The sequence below is a fragment of the Plantibacter sp. RU18 genome (assembly GCF_050613355.1).
Lineage (GTDB): Bacteria > Actinomycetota > Actinomycetes > Actinomycetales > Microbacteriaceae > Plantibacter.
In genome coordinates this window covers 3220803-3241778 of sequence record NZ_CP159618.1, presented here as the reverse complement: position 1 = coordinate 3241778, position 20976 = coordinate 3220803, and the positions used below count along the sequence as shown (strand labels likewise).

The 20976-nt window shown below is 66.7% G+C and carries 21 protein-coding genes and 1 tRNA gene; 13 read left to right on the top strand and 9 right to left on the bottom strand.

The genetic code is table 11. The features are described from left to right. The first annotated feature begins 18 nt into the window (after positions 1-18). Positions 19-630, top strand: a complete 612-nt coding sequence (locus ABMA10_RS15590) for a TetR/AcrR family transcriptional regulator (RefSeq protein WP_347868596.1) — start codon at positions 19-21, stop codon at positions 628-630. Between the two features lie 9 nt (positions 631-639). On the opposite strand, the gene ABMA10_RS15585 is transcribed toward ABMA10_RS15590, so the two are convergent. Continuing rightward, positions 640-712 (bottom strand) — tRNA-Lys (locus ABMA10_RS15585). A gap of 134 nt (positions 713-846) precedes the next feature. Here ABMA10_RS15585 and ABMA10_RS15580 point away from each other — a divergent pair. The 3 genes from ABMA10_RS15580 (at position 847) to ABMA10_RS15570 (ending at position 3316) form a co-directional block, all read left to right on the top strand. Next, positions 847-1476: a DNA-directed RNA polymerase subunit beta gene (locus tag ABMA10_RS15580; RefSeq protein ID WP_347868595.1), complete on the top strand. Its 630-nt coding sequence runs from the start codon at positions 847-849 to the stop codon at positions 1474-1476. 320 nt (positions 1477-1796) lie between these two features. Then, the gene (sigK, locus tag ABMA10_RS15575; protein ID WP_347868594.1) at positions 1797-2468 is read left to right on the top strand and encodes an ECF RNA polymerase sigma factor SigK; all 672 of its coding nucleotides are present in this window, start codon (positions 1797-1799) and stop codon (positions 2466-2468) included. After that, complete coding sequence (locus tag ABMA10_RS15570) at positions 2465-3316, top strand: anti-sigma factor (protein ID WP_347868593.1); 852 nt, start codon at positions 2465-2467, stop codon at positions 3314-3316. Before sigK ends, ABMA10_RS15570 begins: the two co-directional genes overlap by 4 nt. Before the next feature lie 156 nt (positions 3317-3472). Here the strand turns inward: ABMA10_RS15570 and pstB are convergent, their stop codons facing one another. From pstB to ABMA10_RS15530, 8 genes are all read right to left on the bottom strand, one after another. Then, entirely contained in the window at positions 3473-4252 is a 780-nt protein-coding gene (gene pstB, locus ABMA10_RS15565; protein WP_347868592.1) for a phosphate ABC transporter ATP-binding protein PstB, read from the bottom strand. A gap of 20 nt (positions 4253-4272) precedes the next feature. Beyond that, positions 4273-5373 (bottom strand): phosphate ABC transporter permease PstA, encoded by a 1101-nt coding sequence (gene pstA, locus ABMA10_RS15560; protein WP_347868591.1) that lies wholly within the window; start codon positions 5371-5373, stop codon positions 4273-4275. Continuing rightward, positions 5373-6317 (bottom strand): phosphate ABC transporter permease subunit PstC, encoded by a 945-nt coding sequence (pstC, locus tag ABMA10_RS15555; protein WP_347868590.1) that lies wholly within the window; start codon positions 6315-6317, stop codon positions 5373-5375. Before pstC ends, pstA begins: the two co-directional genes overlap by 1 nt. Positions 6318-6465: 148 nt before the next feature. Beyond that, the gene (gene pstS, locus ABMA10_RS15550; protein WP_414693664.1) at positions 6466-7557 is read right to left on the bottom strand and encodes a phosphate ABC transporter substrate-binding protein PstS; all 1092 of its coding nucleotides are present in this window, start codon (positions 7555-7557) and stop codon (positions 6466-6468) included. A gap of 210 nt (positions 7558-7767) precedes the next feature. Further along, on the bottom strand, positions 7768-8706 hold the full coding sequence (locus ABMA10_RS15545; RefSeq protein ID WP_347868588.1) for an NUDIX hydrolase: 939 nt from the start codon (positions 8704-8706) through the stop codon (positions 7768-7770). A 56-nt stretch (positions 8707-8762) separates the two neighbouring features. Further along, on the bottom strand, positions 8763-10958 hold the full coding sequence (locus ABMA10_RS15540) for an RNA degradosome polyphosphate kinase (protein ID WP_347868587.1): 2196 nt from the start codon (positions 10956-10958) through the stop codon (positions 8763-8765). A gap of 90 nt (positions 10959-11048) precedes the next feature. Then, the gene (mshD, locus tag ABMA10_RS15535) at positions 11049-11969 is read right to left on the bottom strand and encodes a mycothiol synthase (RefSeq protein ID WP_347868586.1); all 921 of its coding nucleotides are present in this window, start codon (positions 11967-11969) and stop codon (positions 11049-11051) included. Continuing rightward, positions 11941-12630: a response regulator transcription factor gene (locus ABMA10_RS15530; protein WP_431030671.1), complete on the bottom strand. Its 690-nt coding sequence runs from the start codon at positions 12628-12630 to the stop codon at positions 11941-11943. Before ABMA10_RS15530 ends, mshD begins: the two co-directional genes overlap by 29 nt. Positions 12631-12740: 110 nt before the next feature. Between ABMA10_RS15530 and ABMA10_RS15525 the strand changes: the two genes are divergently transcribed. The 9 genes from ABMA10_RS15525 (at position 12741) to ABMA10_RS15485 (ending at position 20961) form a co-directional block, all read left to right on the top strand. Then, positions 12741-13031, top strand: coding sequence for a hypothetical protein (locus ABMA10_RS15525; RefSeq protein ID WP_347868585.1), 291 nt, complete (start codon positions 12741-12743; stop codon positions 13029-13031). 135 nt (positions 13032-13166) lie between these two features. After that, entirely contained in the window at positions 13167-13868 is a 702-nt protein-coding gene (locus ABMA10_RS15520; RefSeq protein ID WP_347868584.1) for an FABP family protein, read from the top strand. Position 13869: 1 nt separating this feature from the next. After that, positions 13870-15003 carry a YgfZ/GcvT domain-containing protein gene (locus tag ABMA10_RS15515; protein ID WP_347868583.1) on the top strand — a complete coding sequence of 378 codons (1134 nt, stop codon included), beginning with the start codon at positions 13870-13872 and terminating at the stop codon, positions 15001-15003. Between the two features lie 5 nt (positions 15004-15008). Continuing rightward, positions 15009-16133, top strand: a complete 1125-nt coding sequence (locus ABMA10_RS15510) for an FUSC family protein (protein WP_431030670.1) — start codon at positions 15009-15011, stop codon at positions 16131-16133. A 127-nt stretch (positions 16134-16260) separates the two neighbouring features. After that, the gene (locus ABMA10_RS15505; RefSeq protein WP_347868581.1) at positions 16261-16851 is read left to right on the top strand and encodes a helix-turn-helix domain-containing protein; all 591 of its coding nucleotides are present in this window, start codon (positions 16261-16263) and stop codon (positions 16849-16851) included. Positions 16852-16863: 12 nt separating this feature from the next. After that, positions 16864-18000, top strand: coding sequence for an ABC transporter substrate-binding protein (locus ABMA10_RS15500; RefSeq protein WP_431030669.1), 1137 nt, complete (start codon positions 16864-16866; stop codon positions 17998-18000). Then, on the top strand, positions 17997-19346 hold the full coding sequence (locus ABMA10_RS15495) for an amidohydrolase family protein (RefSeq protein ID WP_347868579.1): 1350 nt from the start codon (positions 17997-17999) through the stop codon (positions 19344-19346). Before ABMA10_RS15500 ends, ABMA10_RS15495 begins: the two co-directional genes overlap by 4 nt. Continuing rightward, entirely contained in the window at positions 19343-20125 is a 783-nt protein-coding gene (locus ABMA10_RS15490) for an ABC transporter ATP-binding protein (RefSeq protein ID WP_347868578.1), read from the top strand. Before ABMA10_RS15495 ends, ABMA10_RS15490 begins: the two co-directional genes overlap by 4 nt. After that, positions 20122-20961 carry an ABC transporter permease gene (locus ABMA10_RS15485; RefSeq protein WP_347868577.1) on the top strand — a complete coding sequence of 280 codons (840 nt, stop codon included), beginning with the start codon at positions 20122-20124 and terminating at the stop codon, positions 20959-20961. Before ABMA10_RS15490 ends, ABMA10_RS15485 begins: the two co-directional genes overlap by 4 nt. Positions 20962-20976: the final 15 nt, after the last annotated feature.

Below are 20976 nucleotides of genomic sequence, written 5' to 3'. Positions count from 1 at the left end.
AAAGGGAGGTGGGCCGCGATGACGCAGCTCGAAGCCCCGCTCGACGCCCCGAAACTCGGACGCAAGCGTGACCACACGCGCGATGCCGAGATTCTGGAGGCCGCACTCGACGTCCTGGCAGAGACCGGCTACGCCGGCATGACCGTGGATATGGTCGCCGCGCGAGCGAAGGCCGGCAAGGCCACGCTCTACCGCCGGTGGGCGTCGAAGTCCGAACTCGTGATCGACGCAGTGGCGTGCATGAAGCAGATCGACCCGGACTTCTCCAAGTTGCCTGACACCGGCTCGTTGCGCGACGATCTCGTCGGCATGATCAAGGCTCCGTCCATTGCCGAGGGGGAGCGCAAGATGAAGGTGTTCGCCGGCGTCATGTCGATGATCTCCGACTCCCCGGAGCTCACGGAATCAGTGCATGCCGCGTTGGTCGCGCCACGGATGGCGGTCAACCGCTTCCTGCTGCATCGCGCGATCGACCGCGGAGAGATCCGGGCCGACTGCGACGTCGAGACGCTGGCGTTGGTGAGTCAAGCGATGGTGAGCTACCGCGTCCTCATGTTGCGCCAGCCCGTCACACGGGACTTCCTGGTCTCGATCATCGACGGCGTCATCATGCCTGCCGTCCGGCGCTGATCATCTGGGTGGGCCCGGTGGGGCTCGAACCCACGACCCGCGGATTAAAAGTCCGATGCTCTGCCAACTGAGCTACAGGCCCATACGTCGTCTACTCTACGAGATTTTCGAGGTCCACGTTGACGCCCCGGTTCGATCGACGGACCGGGGAGCCCGGCCCTCGAGACGCGAGTACCGTAGACGGGTGCGTGACGCGAGCGCACGGGAGGAGCACGCATGACCGAGGGATTCCACCGTCCGACGAAGCTGCCGCCGTCCATGCTCGAAGCCATCCAGGGCGGACTCGACCCGGCCGAGGAGACCCGCATCGCGCACGAGACCGCCGTCGCCCTGCTCGCGCGGGTTCGCGAGAATCCGGACCCGGCCGTCGTCGACCGGCTCGTCAACTACACCGACGAACACGGGATCGACGCGATCGCCGAACTCTGGTCGCACGCCAGCCCTCGTAGCCTGCCGGGCGCGATGTGGCGGATCTACCTGCTCCGCCTGCTGATCCGCCAGGACCCGGTCGGCACGAGCTACAGCTTCCAGCGCGGCACAGAGCTCATCCCCACGGTCGACCCGGTGATCGCGGGTGCCGCCGACCCGACCGGACCTGCGGAGATCACCGTCCTCGCCGATCAGATCCTCCGTGGCCTGTACATCGGCGACTTCGCCATCGCCCTCGAACGCGCAGCGTCCTTCTGCCGGATCAACGCCGTCGGTTGCAGCGCACTCGCCGACGACCGTGACGTGATCGATCCCGCGGAGGCCGCCAAACTCACGACCAAGGCGGCGCGCTTCAGCACCATCGCCGGCGAGCTCGCCGGCTGCGCCAAGCTCTGGCGCTCGGAGTCGCTCGACTGAGACCGTCCCGTCGGGCAGCTGCTCCGATGCGCTGGGAATACTCACAGCCGAACACTTGCTACACTTCTACAGCCGGGCCGCAGTAACCCCGGGCTCCAAAAATCGCCGCTCCGAGCGGCCTTGCGCCGAGAGGCGTTTCTGCGGCCTGGCACTTTCTTTGCCCGCGGGTGTTCGCGCCCCGCCGAGGCGCTGCCACGGTTCCACCCGGACGAACGCCCCATTCGGTGCGCCGGGCGCGGTTCGGTGTTGTCCCCGGGACTGGGGTGGAATCGGAAGTCCGGCAACCCAATCGGATCGGTGGTCCGCCCCGAATAGGAATCATGACCGCCGAACTGTACACGCAGACCCGACCCAGGGTCAGCGGCACGCATTCTTTCGGCGTCCGTGAGAAGCTAAGACTTGTGACCACGGGACCCGAAGCCGACGCTGCCCCGCAGCTCTCCTTGGCGAACGTGCTCGACGCGCTGCTCGTCCGAGTCGCCGGAGGCGACCAGAACGCCTTCAGTGAGTTGTACGATCACATCGCGCCGAGAGTCCTCGGCCTCATCAAGCGAGTGCTCATCGATCATGCGCAGTCGGAAGAGGTCACCCAGGAGGTGTTCCTCGAGGTGTGGCAGAACGCGGCCAAGTTCGAAGCCGGCAAGGGTACCGCGACGACCTGGGTCCTCACCATGGCCCACCGCCGGGCGATCGACCGTGTGCGAGCCTCACAGGCTGGGCGAGATCGTGATCTGAAGATCGGCATCCGCGACTTCGACAACAGCGTTGACGACGTGCAGGAGACCGTCGAGATCCGGATCGAACACGAGCGGGTCAAGCGGGCCTTCACCCGCCTGAGCGAGTTGCAGCGGGAAGCCGTGTCACTCGCCTACTACGGCGGCTACAGCCACAGCGAGATCTCGAACCTGTTGGGCGTGCCCATCGGCACGGTCAAGACGCGGTTACGAGACGGGATGATCAGGCTACGAGACGAATTGGGGGTGCGAACATGACCGACCGAGACGATGCAGCAGACCTTGCAGCCGGACACGCGCTGCACACCTTGACCCCACGCGAGCAGGAGCGGTTCGACCGCCTTCGCGCCGAACATGAATCCGTCCGCGACGAAGCGGCCGAGTTCGAGGAGACCGTCGCCATGCTCGACCTCGCAGCACCACCCGTGCAGCCGTCGGCCGCGCTCAAGAACTCCTTGATGGCCGCCATCCAGAACCTGCCGCAGATGTCTGCGGACAGGCCGGCTGTGGTGCCTGAAGCCACGGCTCCGACGATGCCGGCCGAACAGCCGTCGACCAAGTCGCACCTCGCCGAGGTTCCCGCTGTTGCGCCCGATGTCGAGCCCGCACCTGTGGCGTCGATCGCTGGAGCTGCCGAGCGCAAGGCGGCCTCGAGATGGCGCCGCAGCGCGATCGGTATGGTCGTCGGTGCTGCAGCTGCCGTCGGGCTCATCTTCGGTGGCGTCGGCCTTGCAAACACCTTCGGGGGAGGATCGCTCACGCAGACGGTCGCCCTCGCCCAGATCAACGCGGCGTCGGATGTCCAGCGTGCCAAGGTCTCCATGGACGACGCCACAGCCACACTCGTGTGGTCCGGCGAGCTCGGCAAGTCGGCGTTGCTCGTCGACGGTCTCGGTTCGCTCCCCGCCGACAAGGTCTACGAGCTCTGGTACATCGGTGAAGGTGGCGCGGTCTCCGCAGGCACGTTCTCGGCCGCCAATGGCACCACCTGGCGTGTCCTCGACGGCGCCATGAGCGCCGGAGACAAGGTCGGCGTCACGGTCGAACCGCAGGGCGGCTCGAAGCAGCCGACCACGGACCCGATCATGGTCATCGAGACGGCGTAGCACCTCGACAAGCTCGGTGGCCGGGGGGGGGGGGAGACAAGCCCGGTGACCGCGAGCGGTCCCTGCGCCGTCTCGTTCCCTGAGCCTGTCGGAGGGCCAGATGCACGAAACCCCGCCCGGGAGGACCGGGCGGGGTTTCGGGCGTCGGGCATCAGATCAACCGAAGCGACCCGAGACGTAGTCCTCGGTGGCCTGGACGGACGGCTTCGAGAACATCGTCGTGGTGTCGTCGTATTCGATGAGCTTGCCGGGCTTGCCGGTGCCGGCGATGTTGAAGAACGCCGTCTTGTCGCTGACACGGCTCGCCTGCTGCATGTTGTGCGTGACGATGACGATCGTGTACTCCTGCTTGAGCTCCTCGATCAGGTCCTCGATCGCGAGCGTGGAGATCGGGTCGAGCGCCGAGCACGGCTCGTCCATCAGGACCACGTCGGGGGAGACCGCGATGGCACGCGCGATGCAGAGCCGCTGCTGCTGGCCACCGGAGAGGCCGGAGCCCGGCTTGTCGAGACGGTCCTTGACCTCGTTCCAGAGGTTCGCACCCTGGAGCGAACGCTCGACGAGCGACTCCTGGTCGGACTTCGACATCTTGCGGTTGTTGAGCTTCACACCCGCGAGGACGTTCTCCTTGATGCTCATCGTGGGGAACGGGTTCGGACGCTGGAAGACCATGCCGACCTGGCGCCGCACCAGGACGGGGTCGACGCCGGGACCGTACAGGTTGTTGCCGTCGATCAGGACCTCGCCCTCGACGCGTGCGCCGGGGATGACCTCGTGCATGCGGTTGAGCGTGCGGAGGAAGGTCGACTTGCCGCAACCGGACGGGCCGATGAACGCCGTGACCGTGCGAGGCTGGATCTGGAGGGACACGCCCTCGACAGCCATGAAGCTGCCGTAGAAGACGTTGAGGTCGTTGACTTCGATGCTCTTGGACACGGGGTTCCTTTGCTCGCGGCCTAGCGGCCGAACTTGGGGGCGAAGATCTTGGCGATGAGTCGGGCGATGAGGTTCAGCGCCATGACGATGAGGATGAGGACGAGCGCGCCGGTCCAGGCGCGGTCCACGTAGGACGCTCCGTCGGTGCCCTGGTTCGCGTACTGGGTGTACACGAACACGGGGAGGGTCATCATCGGGCCGTCGAAGAGGTTGTAGTTCATGCTCTGGGTGAAGCCGGCGATGATGAGCAGCGGCGCCGTCTCACCGATGACGCGGGCGACGGCGAGCGTCACACCGGTGATGATGCCGGCGATCGAGGTGGGCAGGACGATCTTCAGGACCGTCAGCCACTTCGGCACGCCCAACGCGTAGGCGGCTTCGCGGAGCTCGTTCGGCACGAGCTTCAGCATCTCCTCGCTCGACCGGACGACGACGGGGATCATCAGCAGTGACAGTGCGATCGCGCCACCGATGCCGAGTCGGACGCCGGGTCCGAAGAAGATCGCGAGGAGCGCGAAGGCGAAGAGGCCGGCGACGATCGACGGGATACCCGTCATGACGTCCACGAGGAAGGTGATCCCTTGCGCCAGCTTGCCGCGACCGTACTCGACGAGGTAGATCGCCGTGAGGATGCCGATCGGGATGGAGATGATCGACGTCGCGAGCGTGATGAGCAGCGTGCCGGTGATGGCGTGCAGCGCCCCACCACCCTCACCGACGACGTTCCGCATGGACAGACTGAAGTAGTTGATGTCGAACCGGGCGGCACCGGCGGAGATCACCGTGATGGCAACCGAGATGAGCGGTAGGAGGGCGATCACGAAGGCCGCCGTCACGAGAGTGGTGAGGAGGCGGTCCTTCGCCTTCCTGCGGCCCTCGATGATGAGCGAGGAGCTGTAGACGCTCACCGCGTAGAGCGCTGCACCGAGGACGACCGCACCGGGCGCGTTGTAGCTCTTGTCCGAACTCGACTGCTGCACGAGCAGGAAGATGAGCCCTGAGACGATGAGGCTGCCGGCGAGGATCGTGAGCGGCGCGTACTTCGGCAGCTTGCCCGCGGTGAGCGAGTTCGTGAACGGTGTGGCGATGGTCGCCTGGCGGCGGTCTGTCGTGGCGGTCATCAGTTCGCTCCCGAGAATTCTTTACGACGGTTGACGATGAGTCTGGCGATGAAGTTCACGACGAAGGTGATGATGAACAGGATCAGGCCGGTGGCGATGAGCTTGTTCACGTCGATGCCGAATGACTCGGGGAAGTTGAGGGCGATGTTCGCCGCGATGGTGTTGGGGTTGCTGGAGGTGAGGAGGAAGAACGAGTACACGGCCGCGGGCGAGAGCACGAGGGCCACCGCCATCGTCTCGCCGAGTGCACGGCCGAGACCGAGCATCGATGCAGACACGATGCCGGGGCGGCCGAACGGCAGGACGGCCATCTGGATCATCTCCCAGCGGGTCGCTCCGAGCGCCAATGCAGCCTCCTCGTGGAGCTTCGGGGTCTGCAGGAAGATCTCGCGCGAGATCGCGGTGATGATCGGGATGATCATGACCGCGAGGACGAGGGCGACGGTGAGGATGGTGCGGCCCGTGCCGGAGACGGTTCCACCGAACAACGGGATCCAGCCGAGGTTGACGGACAACCACGCGAAGAACGGTTGGACGAAGGGGGCGAGGACGAGCGCACCCCAGAGGCCGTAGACGACCGACGGCACCGCGGCCAGGAGGTCGATGACGTAGCCGAGGGCGACCGCCAGACGGCGCGGCGCGTAGTGGGTGATGAAGAGCGCGATCCCGAGGGAGAGCGGCACGGCGATGGCGAGCGCGAGCACGGCCGCCCAGATGGTGCCGAAGACGAACGGGCCGACATAGGCCCAGAAACTCGTCGGGGCGCCCGTGAACGACGAGGAGTCAGCCGTGAGGGCCGGGAACGCCTGGACGATGAGGAAGATCGCGACCGCCGCCAGGATGACGAGGATGAGCGATCCTGAGACGACGGACAGCGCGGAGAAGACGCGATCGCCCACTCGTTGCTTGGCTTTGGGTCTCGCAGCTAGGGCCTCGACAGCCATGGGTTCCCGTTCTCTCGATGCGATGGTGGTGCTGGTCGGGTGGTGGCCCTTCGACGAGCTCAGGGTCCGGAGGTGCAGGGTGTGTCTGTCGTGCGGGTGACGCAGGTCGAGCGTGCCGGGTGGAACCCGGCACGCTCGACTCGTTGGATTACTTGATGGTCGCGATCGCGTCCTGGACCTTCTTGGCGAGGTCAGCGGACAGCGGCGCAGCACCGGCCGACTTCGCAGCCTCGCTCTGGCCCTCATCGCTGGCGATGTAGCCTGCGTACGCCTTGACGAGCGCGGCAGCGTCAGCGTCCGCGTACTCCTGGCAGGCGATCAGGTAGCTCACGAGGACGATCGGGTAGTGGGTCGGGTCCGTGGTCTCGCGGTCGAGCTTGATCGCGATGTCGTTGGCCTCGCGGCCCTCGACGAGCGGCGAGCCCTCGACGACGGCTGCCGCACCCTCGGCGCTGTACTCGACGAACTCCTCGCCGACCTTGATCTTCGCGACACCGAGGTCGCCGGCCTTCGACGCGTCGGCGTAGCCGATGGTGCCGGTACCGCCCTTGACGGTGTCGACGACACCCGAGGTGCCCTTGGCGCCCTCACCGGACTGGAACGGGAAGGTGTCGGCCGGCTCAGCGGTCCAGACGTCTGCTGCGTTCTTGTTCAGGTAGTCGGCGAAGTTCTTCGTCGTACCGGAGTCGTCCGAACGGTGCACGGCGGTGATCGCCGTCGAGGGGAGCTTCGCGTCGGGGTTCAGGGCGACGATCGCGGCGTCATCCCAGGACGTGATCTGACCGGCGAAGATCTTCGCGGTGGTCGCTGCATCGAGGTTCAGCTCCTTGACACCGTCGATGTTGAAGATGATCGCGATCGGGGAGATGTAGACCGGGAGGTCGATCGCCTTGGTGTCTGCAGCGCAGGCCGCGAACGTGCTCGTGAGCTCCTCGTCGGAGAGCGAGGAGTCGGAACCCGCGAACTGCACGCCGCCGGCGATGAACGCCTTGCGTCCGGCGCCGGAGCCGTCGGGGGAGTAGTTGATGGTGACGTCGGGGTTGGACGTCTGGAAGGCGGCGACCCATGCCTCCTGCGCGCTGCCCTGCGAGGAAGCGCCGCTACCGGCCAGGCTGCCCGACAGGTCGCTGGTGGCCGCGCTGGTGGATGCTGGCCCACCTTCGTTGGCTGCACAGGAGGTGAGGGCGAGGGCTGCGACTGCTGCCACGACCGCGACGCGGCCGAAACGTGAGTACTTCACAGGATGTCCATTCATTGGTGTGGGTGCGAGCCGGTGCTGGCTCGTCAGTGACGCTAACCACGTGGCATGAAGAGCATCCCCCGTGATGGTAAACAGCGGGTGAACGGATGTCGACGGCTTCATGGCGCAGGCCCTCGGGGCATGCGGAAAACCCCTCGGACGGGTGGTGGCTGAGCGCTCACCCGGCGTGCCGAGGGGTTGTGCTCCGAGTCAGACGCGCGGCTCGTGCGTCTCGATGGCGATGATGCCGGAGCTCGGATTCGTGCGGGAGAGGTGCACGATGGAGAACGCGCCGGTCTCCAATGCTGCGGCGCTGCCGAGGTAGGAGCCTCGGGCGGACCCGGTGGCGAGCGCGATCTCGTGGAGGATCTCGGGGAGGACTGGACCGTGGCTGCAGAGGATCGCCGTCTTCAGCGCGCGGACGCGGCGACCGACGACACGCCTGACGTCGGACTCGCCACGTTCGTAGGCATCCTGGCTGATGAGGTCGGTACGCTTCGGCTCGATACCGGCGGCAGCTGCGATCGGGCTGACCGTGCTCACGCAGCGCACCGCGGTACTCGTGACGATCTTGCGGGGTCCGAACGCGAGGAGCGTCGGGACGTTGCCCGCAGCCTGCTTCACGCCGCGTGGTGCGAGCGGACGGGTGGCGTCCTCGCCTGACCACTCCGACGGCTGGGTCGCCTTGCCGTGGCGCATCGCGATGAGCGCGAACGTCTCGGTGACGCCCTCGTCCACCAGCGCGGCGAAGGCGTCGAGGATCTCGACGTCGCGTTCGTAGCTGAGGTAGCCGCGTGCGCGCTTGATGCTGACCCACTCGAGTGCAGCCACCTCACCGTTCGGGATGAAGGTGCTCTCCCGGATGGCCTGATCGGTCACCTCGGCCGACCAGTAGTGCACGATCTTCTCGCGACCGCTCGACAGCGGGTAGGTCGAGATCCCGAGCGGCACCCCGAGGAACACGCTCAGACCGGTCTCCTCTTTGATCTCGCGCACCGCTGTCTCGGCGAGGGACTCGCCCGGATCGACCTTGCCCTTCGGGATCGTGACATCGCCGTAGACGGTGCGGTGGATGACGAGCAGATGCACTTTGCCGTCGATCAGGCGCCAGCAGACCGCGCCAGCCGCATAGATTGCCGTGGTCGTCATAGGGTTCGCTGCCTCGTCGGTGTCGTGGTGCTCGTGCGTGCTGTGCTGCGGTTCCGTCAGCGACGGATCCTCGGACGCCGACGGGCGGCGGTCTCGAGCATGAGCGAGTCTTGCAGATCGGTGAGCGGCCGGCCCTCGGCGTCGACCGCGTGGCGCGTCCAGACGCCGTCCGAGTCGAGCCACCAAGACGATGTCTGCTCGTCGAGCGCCTGTTCGAACATCGCCGCGGTCGCGGCGAGGTGCGTCGGTTCGGTGAGGCGGACGAGCGCTTCGACGCGACGGTCGAGGTTCCGGTGCATCATGTCGGCGCTGCCGATGAACACATGCGGGTCGCCGTCGTTGTGGAACGAGAAGATCCTGGAGTGCTCGAGGTAGCGGCCGAGGATGGACCGCACGCGGATGGTCTCGCTCATGCCGGGCTGGCCGGGCTTCAGCGCGCAGATGCCGCGTACCCAGAGGTCGACGGGAACGCCGGCTTGGCTGGCGCGGTAGAGCGCGTCGATGATGGATTCATCGACCATCGAGTTGACCTTGATGCGGATGCCGGAGGGCTTTCCCTCCTCGGCGTTCGTGCGCTCCTGCTCGATGTGCTTGAGCAGTCCCTTCCGGAGATGACGCGGTGCCACGAGGAGGCGCTTGAACTTCTTCTCGATGGCGTAGCCGGAGAGTTCGTTGAAGAGCCTGGTGAGGTCCTTGCCCACTTGGTCGTCGGCGGTGAAGAGGCCGAGGTCCTCGTAGATGCGGCTCGTCTTCGGGTTGTAGTTGCCGGTGCCGATGTGGCTGTAGTGCCGCAGCACGCCGCGTTCCTGGCGGACGACGAGAGCGAGCTTGCAGTGCGTCTTCAAGCCGACGAGGCCGTAGACGACGTGCACTCCGGCCTTCTCGAGCTTCCTGGCCCAGGAGATGTTGTTCTGTTCGTCGAACCGCGCCTTGATCTCGACGAGCGCGAGCACCTGCTTGCCGGCCTCGGCAGCGTCGATGAGCGCCTCGACGATCGGGCTGTCGCCCGAGGTGCGGTACAGGGTCTGCTTGATGGCCAGCACGTGCGGGTCGGCTGCAGCCTGCTCGATGAACGCCTGCACGCTCGTCGCGAAGGACTCGTACGGGTGATGCACCAGGACGTCCTCGCGGGCGATGGACCGGAAGAGGTCGGGCTTGCCGTTCGGCTCGTCCGGCTGGAACTGCAGCGCCGTGGTCGGCACGCGCTTCGGGTACTGCAGGTCTGGGCGGTCGATGCCTGCGAGGCTGAAGAGCCCGCCGAGGTCGAGCGGAGCCGGAAGCCGGTAGACCTCCTGCTCGGTGATGTCGAGCTCTCGGACGAGCAGCCCGAGCGTGACGTCGTCCATGTCGTCGGTGATCTCGAGGCGGATCGGCGGGCCGAACCGCCGGCGCAGGAGCTCCTTCTCGAGCGCCTGGATGAGGTTCTCCGTCTCGTCCTCCTCGATCACCATGTCCTCGTTGCGGGTGACGCGGAACACGTGGTGATCGATGATCTCCATACCGGGGAACAGGTGCCCGAGGTGGTTGGCGATGACCTCTTCGAGCGCGATGTACCGGACGCTCGGCGCGGTGTCGAGGGCAGCCGAGCGGCGTTCCTCACGCCCCACTCGGACGAACCGCGGCATCATCTGCGGCACCTTGAGCCGAGCGAACTCCTCGCGCCCGGACTTCGTGTTGCGCACACGCACCGCGAGGTTCAACGACAGGCCCGAGATGTACGGGAAGGGGTGCGCCGGATCGACGGCGAGCGGCATGAGGACCGGGAAGACCTGGTTGCTGAAGTAGTCGCTGAGGTATTCGCGGTCTGCAGTGTCGAGGCTGTCCCACGTGACGACCGTGACGCCGCGCTCGGCGAGGTCGGGTCGGACGAGGTCGTGCCATGCTCGTGCATGGCGCTCCTGCAGGATGTGGGCCTTCTCCGAGATGTCGGACAAGACCTCGGCCGGGGCGTGACCGACGTTCGTCGGGACCGCGAGACCGGTGAGGATGCGACGCTTCAATCCGGCGACGCGCACCATGAAGAATTCATCGAGGTTCGACGCGAAGATCGCGAGGAAGTTCGCGCGCTCGAGGACCGGTAGTGCCGGATCCTCTGCGAGCTCGAGCACCCGCTGGTTGAACGCGAGCCAGCTGAGCTCGCGGTCGAGGTACCGGTGCTCAGGGAGTGCGGGGTCGTTCCGCTCGAACGCTGGATCGAAGTCCTCGTCGTCTCCATCGAGGCCGACATCGAGCACGGTTGGGTCTGCTGGCATGTCTTCATCATGACACCGTGACGGCGGTGGCGGCGACGGCTGCGGTGAACACTGTGTAAAAGCGGACGCCCACGGTGCTGTGCAGGACGCTCAGATGCTCGTCCTGGCGTACTGCACGTCGATCGTGTGATCGGTGAAGCCGAGCGAACGGTAGAGCGAGACCGCCGGCACGTTGTCCGCTTCGACGTAGAGGGTGACGGAATCGACGTGGCGTTCCTGCACTCGGCTGAGCCCGGCCTCCATGAGGAGCCGACCGAGCCCACGGCCACCCGCAGCAGGGTGCACACCGACCGCGTAGATCTCGCCGATCCTGTGTTCGCCCACGCCGTCCTCGATCTTCAACCAGATGAACCCGAGGAGGTCGCCGTCGCGGCCGCGCGCCAGCAGGAAGTCCTCGGCGTCGAACCACGACTCGGCCTCTCGCGCGCGCAGGTCGTCGAGCGTCATCCTGCCCTGCTCGGGGTGCGATGCGAACGCGAGGGCGTTGACCTCGAGCCACTCCGCCTCGTCGTGCCCTGGTCGGAAGGGGCCGACGGTGACATCGGCGTGCCCGGCTGTCGCGGAGCGCGCCCGGTTCGCCGGTGCCTTGGTCAAACGCAACTGCAAGAGCGTGCGGACGGCGGAGAAACCGAACTCCTCAGCGAGGACGCGCGATGCCGGGTGGTCGCCATGGGCCCAGATGCGGACCTGGGGCGGACAGCTGGCGAGGACTCCCCGAAGTGCCGCTCTGCCGTAGCCATGCCTGCGCCACTCGGGTTCGATGACGAACTCTAGCTCGCCATGTCCGAGGATCGCCGCCCCGACGACGGCGAAGTCGACGGGATCGACCGGGGGATCCTGCGGTTCTACTGCCACGATCAGCGTGCGGGCGCCAGAGGCGACGTCGATGAGCGCTTGATCGCTGAACGGGGGCTGGCCGTCGATCAGGGTCGCAGTGCGCACGAGGTGGTCGAGGACACCGCGGGTGTGCGCATCGTCGACGCTACGAACCGACAGTGTCAGCCGGGGCATGGTCGTCCTCGTAGACGTTGAAGCGGTAGCCGACATTGCGCACCGTGCCGATGAGCTGCTCGAGATCGCCGAGCTTCGCGCGCAGTCGGCGCACATGGACGTCGACCGTCCGGGTGCCGCCGAAGTAGTCGTAGCCCCAGACCTCGCTGAGCAGCTGCTCCCGTGTGAAGACGCGGGACGGGTGGGTGGCGAAGAACCGCAGGAGCTCGAACTCCTTGAAGGTGAGGTCGAGCGGTTTGCCGTGCACCTTGGCGGAATAGCTCGCTTCGTCGATGACCACGCCGGACGCCTGGATCTTGCTCGCCGAGTGCTCCTGAGAGGCGCGACCGATCGCGAGCCTGATGCGCGCGTCCACCTCCGCCGGCCCGGCGGACTCCAGGTCAACGTCGTTGACGCCCCAGTCCGCACTGACCGCGGTGAGGCCACCCTCGGTGAGGATGAGCAGCAGTGGCACGGAGAGCCCTGAAGCGCCGAGGATCTTGCAGAGCGACTTCGCACTCGCGAGATCCTGACGTGCGTCGACGAGCACGAGGTCCGAACTTGGAGCGTTCACCAGTTGTGCGGGATCTGCCGGGATCTGGCGGGTGCGGTGGCTGAGGAGCCCGAGGGATGGAAGGACCTCGGTGCCGACCATGGAGGTCAAGACCAAAATTTGCGCCACGCGCATCCTCCCGACTGAGTTTGGAACCATATTAGGTGACGCGTGCAGTCGATCGCTCCACCCGTCCCGCCCGGGTGGCCTGTCAGGCCGCGCTCTGTGACAATGGGAGCGTGAGCGAAACCACACTCTCCCCACGTCTGCGCTGGATCAGCGTCGTGTCCATCTGGGCGCTGGCGCTCATCGGTGTCGTCGTGTCCGGCGTGCTGTGGACAGCCGGCGAGACCTTCTTCGGTCTGTCGGTGACCCTCGGCCTCTGCACGCTCGCCGCCTTCGCCGCTCAGCTGCTCACGCGCCAGAAGATCGGCTTCGTCGACCGGATGTCGACGAGCGTGACGGGCGCCGTCATCATCCTCGCCATCGGCGGTGCGGTGTATGGACTCATCGCACTGGCCGCGGGGTAGACTTTCCCCATGCTGCTCGCTCTCGAAATCTTCTTCATCGGCTTGCTCGTCCTCGCCAGCCTCGCCATCGCGTTCACCGCAGTGGTCGTGCTGAAGAACCTGTATCGCGGTCAGCGCTAGTCCGGGAGCGGCTCGATGATCGAGATCCCGACCGGCCTGCCGAGCGAACTCGTCCCGCTGTCCTGGCTCATCGGCGTCTGGGAGGGCACCGGTGTGATCGACTACACGGTCGGCGACACCACGGTCACGCGCGAGTTCGGCCAGCGCGTCAGTTTCAGCCATGACGGCCTGCCGTATCTGAACTACAACTCCTACACGTGGCTGCTGCCCGAGCAACCCTCCGCAGACGCGACGGGTGAGTCGACCACGGACGCGGATGCGCTGTCGGACGACACGGAGCCTGCCGCACAGACACCCGACGCGGCCGAGCAACTCGCCGCGCCGGAGCCGCTCGTCACGGAGACCGGCTACTGGCGCCTCGAACGCCCCCTCATCGAAGGAGACCCGGGCCCCGGCATGCTTCCGGGGACGGGCCCTCGTCCTTTCGGCACCGCGCAGGCCGTCGAGACGCTGCGCACCTCCACCGGCGCGTTCCCCCTGCAGGTGTCGATCGTGCACCCGAACGGCGTCAGCGAGCTGTACCTCGGTCGGATCGAGGGCCCGAGGATCGATCTCGCGACGGACGCGGTCGTCCGCACGGCCGGGGCCAAAGAGTACGCCGCGGCGACGCGTCTCTACGGCCTCGTCGACAACCACCTGCTCTGGGCCTGGGACATCGCCGCCCTCGGTCAGGATCTCCGCACGCACGCCTCGGCGCGCCTCGCGAAAGCCGACTGACATGTCCGTCTCACCCTTCCTCGCCCTTCCCGGCGCCGTCGAGCAGCCCGATGCACTGGACCACGGCGTGCCGTCGCACTACGGCAGCCCGAACATCGAGCAGCGGCTGATCGAGCGCGGCGAGGCCATCGTCGACCTCTCGAACCGCGGCATCGTCACCGTCACCGGTCCGGACCGACTCAGCTGGTTGCACTCGATCACGAGCCAGGACCTCCGGTCGTTGTCCGTGGGGGGCTCCACCGAGACCCTGTTCCTCGATCAGAGCGGTCGGATCGAACACGCGGTCAAGGTCCTCGACGACGGCACGACCACCTGGCTCCTCACCGAGGCCGACGACGCCTCGCCATTGCACGCCTGGCTCGACCGCATGCGCTTCATGCTGCGCGTCGAGGTGGCGATCGTGACCGAGGAGTACGCACTCATCGGTGCTGCCGGCGGTCTCGGGATCGATGCCGCAGAGCCGAACGGCGTGCCGCTCGTGTGGCACGATCCGTGGGCTGCAGTCGCCGTCGGCGGCCATCAGTACGCGACGAGCGAGCATCCTGCGGCTGCCTGGTCCTGGACCGAGTCCGTTGTGGAGCGTTCACGCCTGGCCGAGCTCGCTGATGCCGTCCAATCCGGAACCTTCGCAGCGGCGGGCTCGATCGCCGCCGACGCACTCCGGATCGCCGCCTGGCGGCCGCGTCTGGGTTCCGAGGTCGATGAGCGGAGCATCCCTCACGAACTCGATTGGCTCCGTTCGGCCGTGCACCTCACCAAGGGCTGTTATCGCGGCCAGGAGACGGTCGCGAAGGTCCACAACCTCGGACATCCGCCGCGTCGGCTCGTCATGCTCCTGCTCGACGGATCCGACTCCGTCCTTCCTCCGGCGGGTTCACCTGTGGTCCTCGTCCAGGGAGTCGGCGATGACGCCGTCCGCAAGCCGGTCGGCACGGTGACGTCGAGTGCGATCCACCACGAACTCGGCCCGGTGGCACTGGCCGTCGTCAAGCGCTCCGCCGACGCCGCTGCAGTGATGGTGGTCGAGGCCGAGGGTGTCGACGTCGCGGCGTCCCAGGAGGTCATCGTCCCGGCCGATGCCGGCGCGACTGCGAACGTCCCGCGGCTTCCGCGGCTCGGCGCCGTCCGGCGCTGACCACGGTGGGCGGGAGCAGCGCCGAGGAGGCGGATCCCCGCTCGGGTCGTTGGACGGCCGCGGTGCGCCGACGCATCGCACTCGGTGACGCATGGCATCGGCTCGTCGGCTCGGTTCCAGCGGTCCTGCAGGTCAGCATCACGGCGATCGGTGCCTATGCGTTCTCGCACTACGTCCTGGGTCATGCCGTGCCGCTGCTCGCGATCACGGTGACGATCTCCAGCCTCGGATTCGTCCGTGACGCCCGTCCGATCCGCGTGCTCGAAACCGCTGTCGGCATGAGTGTCGGGATCGCGCTCGCCGAGGTCCTCCTGCTCGGCTTCGGCCAGGGCACGTGGCAGCTCGCGGTTGCGCTCGTCCTCACATTGCTCGTCGCCCGGTTCCTGTCTCCGGCTGCGTCCTTCGCGATCGCAGCGGCGGTGCAGTCGGTGCTCGTGATGCTCCTGCCGGTACCGGACGGCGGTCCGTTCGTCCGCACGCTCGATGGGCTCATCGGGGGAGTGTTCGCGCTCATCGCGACGGCGCTCATTCCCCGCGACCCGCGGCGGGGTGCCCGCCGCGACGGTCAGCGCCTGATCGACGAACACGTCCGGACCCTCGCCTCGCTCGTGACGGCGCTCCGCCTCGGCGACGTCGACGAAGCGGACCGGGCGCTCGCGAGGGCTCGTGCGACGCAACCGGCGCTCGAGAGCTGGCGCTCGACGCTCGACTCCGGGCTCGCCATCGCGAGGATCTCCCCGTTCCTCAGGAAAGCCGTCTTCGATCTGGAGCGCCAACAGACCATGTTGTCGGGCATGGACCTCGCGACACGCAACCTCCGCGTCATCGCGCGGCGCATCGACTACGTGTCGCGGGACGCGGCAAGCAGACCGGAGCTCGCCGACCTGCTGGCGCGCACCGCCATCGCCCTCGGCATTCTGGCGCAGTCGATCGGCGACGTCGCGCAGCAGCCGATCGCGAGGCAGTCGCTCCTGGAGATCGCGAAGCACCTGGACCCCGTGGAGATGCTCCCGGATGCGTCCGTGTCCGAACAGGCGCTCATCCTCGTGGTCCGGCCGTATCTCGTCGACCTGTTGACCGCCACCGGGGTCTCCACCGCCGACGCACAGGAAGCGCTGCCTTCGATCTGACGCGTTCCCGCGCACCCGTGGGCGGATTTACACGGACGTAACACGTGGGTCTTCCAATTGACACGCGCTGAGTATACGTTGTGTTCATTTCCAGTAAGCAAAGTGCTTACTGAGGGAGGGGAACCACATGAACGACGTCGACGGCGTCACGCTCGGCCATCGGATCAAGGACCTGCGGAGGCTCCGCGGGATCTCGACACGGGAGCTCGCCTCCCGCGCCGGGGTCAGCGCTGGGTACATCAGTCAGATCGAGACGGGCAAGGCCAACGCCAGCTTGCAGACCGTGCGAGCAATCGCGTCGGTCTTCGGTCTGCAGTGGATGGAGCTCTTCGAGGCGACTCCTCGCCGCGGGGAGCTTCTCCGCAAGGCCGACCGTCCCGAACTGGACTCCACCTCATCTTCGGTCCGACACTTCGGCATCACGCGGTCGCCAGCGACCGATGTCGAGGTGCTCGTCTCCGAGTACGAACCAGGCATGGTCGTCGGCGACGAGAACTACGTTCACGGTGATTCCCATGAGGTCGTCGTCATCCTCAAGGGGCGCTTCCTGTTCCGCCTCCTCGATCAGGAGTTCGAACTCGAAGTCGGCGACAGCCTCGACTACCGCACGTCCACCCCCCACATGATCACGAACGTCGGAGACACGGTCGGAGAGGCGCTCTGGGTGGTCACGCCGCCATCCGGTGTTGCTCCACAGGTGTTCCCGACCTCCACCTGAACAGGACCAGACATGACCGGACCACTGCACCGCACGCACCAGCCCTCCGCCCCTGCACGTCGCCTCGGCAGCTCCGTCGCCGCAGTCGTCCTCGCCGGCCTCGTCCTCACCGGGTGCTCCCCGGCGGGCGATGATGGCGAGGCGCTCACCACGATCCGTTTCGGTCTGCCGACGCAGATGGGCGCGAACAACTCACCCATGGCCGTCGCCCAGCGACTGGGCTACTTCGCCGACGAGGGGTTGGCCGTCGAGATCGTCCACACGAAGGACGCCACGTCTATCGTCCAAGGCATCGACTCCGGCTCGCTCGAGATCGGAAGTACTCCACCCGAACCGATCCTGCAGGCGAAGTCCCAGGGAAATGGCGACGATCTGGTGCTCATGTACAACTACATCCGTCAGCAGACCGGGTCCATCGCGGTGCTCGCGGACGGACCGATCACCACCATCGCCGACTTCGAGGGCGCGACCATCGGTCAAGCCAGCCTCGGCACGAGCAACATGCTGCTCTCCAACGGCATCCTCCACACCGAGGGTCTCGAAGCGGACGCGGATTTCTCGAACCTGGCCGTCGGGACAGGGGCGGCCGCGCGTCAGGCGCTCGAGACCGGACAGGTCGACGCGCTGTCCTTGTGGGACACGGAGTACGCAGCGATGGAGGCGACGGGCGTCGAGCTCCGTTACTTCACGACCCCCGAGGTCGAGTCGCTGTTCTCGACGAGCTACTTCACCACACGCGAGTTCCTGGACGAGCGCTCAGAGCAGGCCGCAGGGTTCGGCCGGGCGATGGCGAAGGCGACGCTGTTCACGTCGGAGAACCCGGAGGCGGCCCTGACGATCATGTACGAGGACTTCCCCGAGACCAGGATCGCAGGCACGGACGAAGCCGATCAGCTCGCCACCGACGTCGTCGCGCTCGAACGGCGCATCGAGCTCCTGCTCGCGGGGGATCCGGTCGGTACGAAGTCCTTCGGCGCCTACGCGCCGGAGGCAGCGACGGCCTGGGTCGACTTCGCGCTCGAGGCCGGCATCATCGACAGCCCGGTGGATCCGGCGTCACTGTACTCGGATGATCTCGTCGAGCGCATCAACGAGTTCGATGCTGCAGCCGTCATCGACGCCGCAGCCGACTGGGAGGACGGCGAATGAGTGCCGCAGAACTGACCTGGAGTGCCGGAGTGCCGGCGATCGATCACCACTCCCACGCCGGGTACGTCCGTCCGGGCGAGCACCTCCACGGGTTCGACGGGTACGAGCGCGAGTACGCGATGGGACACGTCGAGGCGAACATCCCGCACGAGGTCTATGTCGCCTACAACCATGCGGTGCTCGTGCACGACGAGGACCGAGTCCGAGCGATCGAGTCGGAGTTCGCCATTGCCGAACTCATCGACGAGAGCATCCGCTTCCAGTCCACGACGGTGCACGCCGCATCGCTGACAGAGGGCACCAACGCCCTGTACGGTACTGGATCGAGGACGTCTCTGATCCGGGCGAGCGTCGAACAGCGGCGCACGGACTTCGCCGGGCTGTACGACCGTGCTCTGCTCCTGTCGGGCACCGAACAGGTACTGACCGACATCCCCGAGATCGATGACTCGGTGTGGTCGCCGGACCGGTACAAGCCGATCGCGCGAATCGACCCGTACCTGTTCCCCTTCGGGCATCCGCCGATCGTGGATCGTGCAGAGGACTCGCGGAAGTTCCGGCGGGTGTTCAGGTCGATCCTCGATGGGTTGCTGGCGGCCTCGGGTCTCGACGCGCCACCCGCAGAGTTCGAGGACTACCGGGCGTTCGTCGCGGGCTCGATCGTCCGGCGCCAGCAGTCCGGCACCGTCGGCCTGAAGATCGCCTCCGCCTACGTCCGGACGCTGGAGTTCCGCCGGACCTCGGTGCAGGACGCAGCAGCAGCCTACGGTCGACTGCATCGGTCGGAGCACGCGGGTGACGACGTCGATGCGGCGGACCACAGGACCCTCGCCGATTTCCTCGCGTACGACATCGCTGCTCATGCAGTCGAACGTGAGCTGCCCATGCAGATCCACACGGGCATGGGGCACACGGAACCAGGACTGAAGCTTGCGGGCGCCAATCCGATACTGCTCGAGCAATTCCTCGATACGCCTGGTCTGAACCGCCTCAGGGTCATCCTCATCCACGGCGGATTCCCCTATGGCCAGGCGCTCGCCGCCCTGTCACAGGCTCGCGGGAACGTCTTCGTGGACTTCTCCTGGATGCCGTACCTGCACGAGCACGCATTGCATCGCATGCTGCAGGAGTGGCTCGAGGTGCTGCCCGCGAACAAGGTCATCTTCGGGACGGACACCGGTTCGCCGGAGTTCCATGTGTCGGGGACCAGGCGTGGCCGGGTCGCGCTCGACGCGGCGCTGTCGGCCGGCAGGGCCTCGGGCCTCTGGTCCCACCGTCAGGCGAGCTGGCTCGCCGAACGCGTGCTGCACGAGAACCTGCGCGACGTGTATGGACTCGGACGATGACCGCGCCGACGGTGTCGGCGACGCCGCTGATCTCGATCGCGCACCTGGAGAAGATCTACCCGACGAGGACCGGCGACGTGCATGCGCTCTCGGACGTGAACCTCGACGTCCGCGACGGCGAGTTCGTCGCAATCGTCGGGCCGAGTGGCTGCGGCAAGACGACCCTGCTCAAGATACTCGCCGGTCTGACGGGCTTCACGTCGGGGACGGCGACGATCGCGGGCTCGCCGATCAGCACACCGCGCGGCGACGTCGGCATGGTCTTCCAGAAACCGACACTCCTCCCGTGGCGGACGATCCTCGAGAACGTCCTGCTGCCGGTCGAATTGCACAGGAAGGTCGGGGCGACCGAGCGCGAACACGCGCTCGGCCTGCTCGAGATGGTGGGACTGCGGGACTTCGCCGACAAGTATCCGCAGGAGTTGTCCGGCGGTATGCAGCAGCGCGCGGCCATCTGCCGTGCCCTGGTGCACGAGCCGGAGGTCCTGTTGATGGACGAGCCGTTCGGTGCGCTCGACGCTATGACACGCGACGCCTTGAACGTGGAGGTCAACCGCATCTGGCGGGAGACCTCGAAGACCGCAGTCCTCATCACGCACAGCATCCCCGAAGCCGTCTTTCTCGCGGAGCGGGTGATCGTGATGGGCCCGCGGCCTGGACGGATCATCGACATCGTCGACATCCCGTTCGGCCGGGAGCGCGCGCTCGATCTGCTGGGTTCGTCGGAGTTCGCGGATCTCAGCTCGCACATCAGGACCTACTTCGAGGTGACGGCATGACCACTCAGGACGTTCAACGTCAACCGAGGAGCACGGCCGCGGCCCGCCCTCGAAACCCTCGGGCACCGCGGCGGTCCGGCAACCGACGCACCGTGGTGTCCGGCGGCGTCATCGTCGCAGCGGTGATCCTCGCCTCCTGGCAGTTCCTGCCTGGCCTGACCGGGACGCCGAGCTACGTCGTGCCGGCGTTGTCGGATGTGGTCCAGGCCCTCGTCGACCCTGCCGCGTTCCCGCGCTACCTGTCGAATGCAGGGACGACACTGACCGAAGTCCTGGCTGGCCTTGCGATCGGTGTCGCCATCGGCCTCGTCGGAGCGATCCTGCTCGCACAGTTCCCGACGGCGTACGCGATCGCGTTCCCGTACATCGTCGCGATCGAGTCGATCCCGAAAGTGGCCGTCGCGCCGTTGTTCGTCATCTGGTTCGGGTTCGGTCTGCCGTCGAAGATCGTCGTCGTCGTGCTGCTGGCTTTCTTCCCTGTCCTCGTGAACACCATCCACGGGATCAGAGGTGTCGATCGCGATCAGATCGAGCTGTTCGAGGCGAACGGTGCGAGTCGGGGCCAGATCCGTCGGAAGCTCCTGATCCCCGCGGCGTTGCCGAGCATCTTCAGCGGGCTGGAGCTCGCTGTCGCGAACGCGATGATCGGCGCGATCGTCGCCGAGTTCGTCGGCGCACAGCATGGGCTCGGGGTGCTGATCCTGCAGGCGCAGGGGGCGATGCAGACCGCTGCGGTGTTCGCGCTGCTGATCATCCTGTCCGCGCTCGGCATCACGCTCAACCTGCTCGTCAGGCTGGCCAGGCGCAAGGTGATCTTCTGGCAGCAGGACTCGTAGCGATGACCGACGAGT

Excerpts from the sequence above, each read along its gene's own strand:
- ABMA10_RS15515 (WP_347868583.1), top strand. The coding sequence starts at position 13,870 with ATGTCCGTCTCACCCTTCCTCGCCCTTCCCGGCGCCGTCGAGCAGCCC.
- ABMA10_RS15490 (WP_347868578.1), top strand. The coding sequence starts at position 19,343 with ATGACCGCGCCGACGGTGTCGGCGACGCCGCTGATCTCGATCGCGCAC.
- ABMA10_RS15485 (WP_347868577.1), top strand. The coding sequence starts at position 20,122 with ATGACCACTCAGGACGTTCAACGTCAACCGAGGAGCACGGCCGCGGCC.
- mshD (WP_347868586.1), bottom strand. The coding sequence starts at position 11,969 with ATGCCCCGGCTGACACTGTCGGTTCGTAGCGTCGACGATGCGCACACC.
- pstA (WP_347868591.1), bottom strand. The coding sequence starts at position 5,373 with ATGACCGCCACGACAGACCGCCGCCAGGCGACCATCGCCACACCGTTC.
- sigK (WP_347868594.1), top strand. The coding sequence starts at position 1,797 with ATGACCGCCGAACTGTACACGCAGACCCGACCCAGGGTCAGCGGCACG.
- ABMA10_RS15495 (WP_347868579.1), top strand. The coding sequence starts at position 17,997 with ATGAGTGCCGCAGAACTGACCTGGAGTGCCGGAGTGCCGGCGATCGAT.
- ABMA10_RS15570 (WP_347868593.1), top strand. The coding sequence starts at position 2,465 with ATGACCGACCGAGACGATGCAGCAGACCTTGCAGCCGGACACGCGCTG.
- ABMA10_RS15505 (WP_347868581.1), top strand. The coding sequence starts at position 16,261 with ATGAACGACGTCGACGGCGTCACGCTCGGCCATCGGATCAAGGACCTG.
- ABMA10_RS15545 (WP_347868588.1), bottom strand. The coding sequence starts at position 8,706 with ATGACGACCACGGCAATCTATGCGGCTGGCGCGGTCTGCTGGCGCCTG.
- ABMA10_RS15540 (WP_347868587.1), bottom strand. The coding sequence starts at position 10,958 with ATGCCAGCAGACCCAACCGTGCTCGATGTCGGCCTCGATGGAGACGAC.
- pstC (WP_347868590.1), bottom strand. The coding sequence starts at position 6,317 with ATGGCTGTCGAGGCCCTAGCTGCGAGACCCAAAGCCAAGCAACGAGTG.
- ABMA10_RS15500 (WP_431030669.1), top strand. The coding sequence starts at position 16,864 with ATGACCGGACCACTGCACCGCACGCACCAGCCCTCCGCCCCTGCACGT.
- ABMA10_RS15590 (WP_347868596.1), top strand. The coding sequence starts at position 19 with ATGACGCAGCTCGAAGCCCCGCTCGACGCCCCGAAACTCGGACGCAAG.
- ABMA10_RS15520 (WP_347868584.1), top strand. The coding sequence starts at position 13,167 with ATGATCGAGATCCCGACCGGCCTGCCGAGCGAACTCGTCCCGCTGTCC.
- ABMA10_RS15580 (WP_347868595.1), top strand. The coding sequence starts at position 847 with ATGACCGAGGGATTCCACCGTCCGACGAAGCTGCCGCCGTCCATGCTC.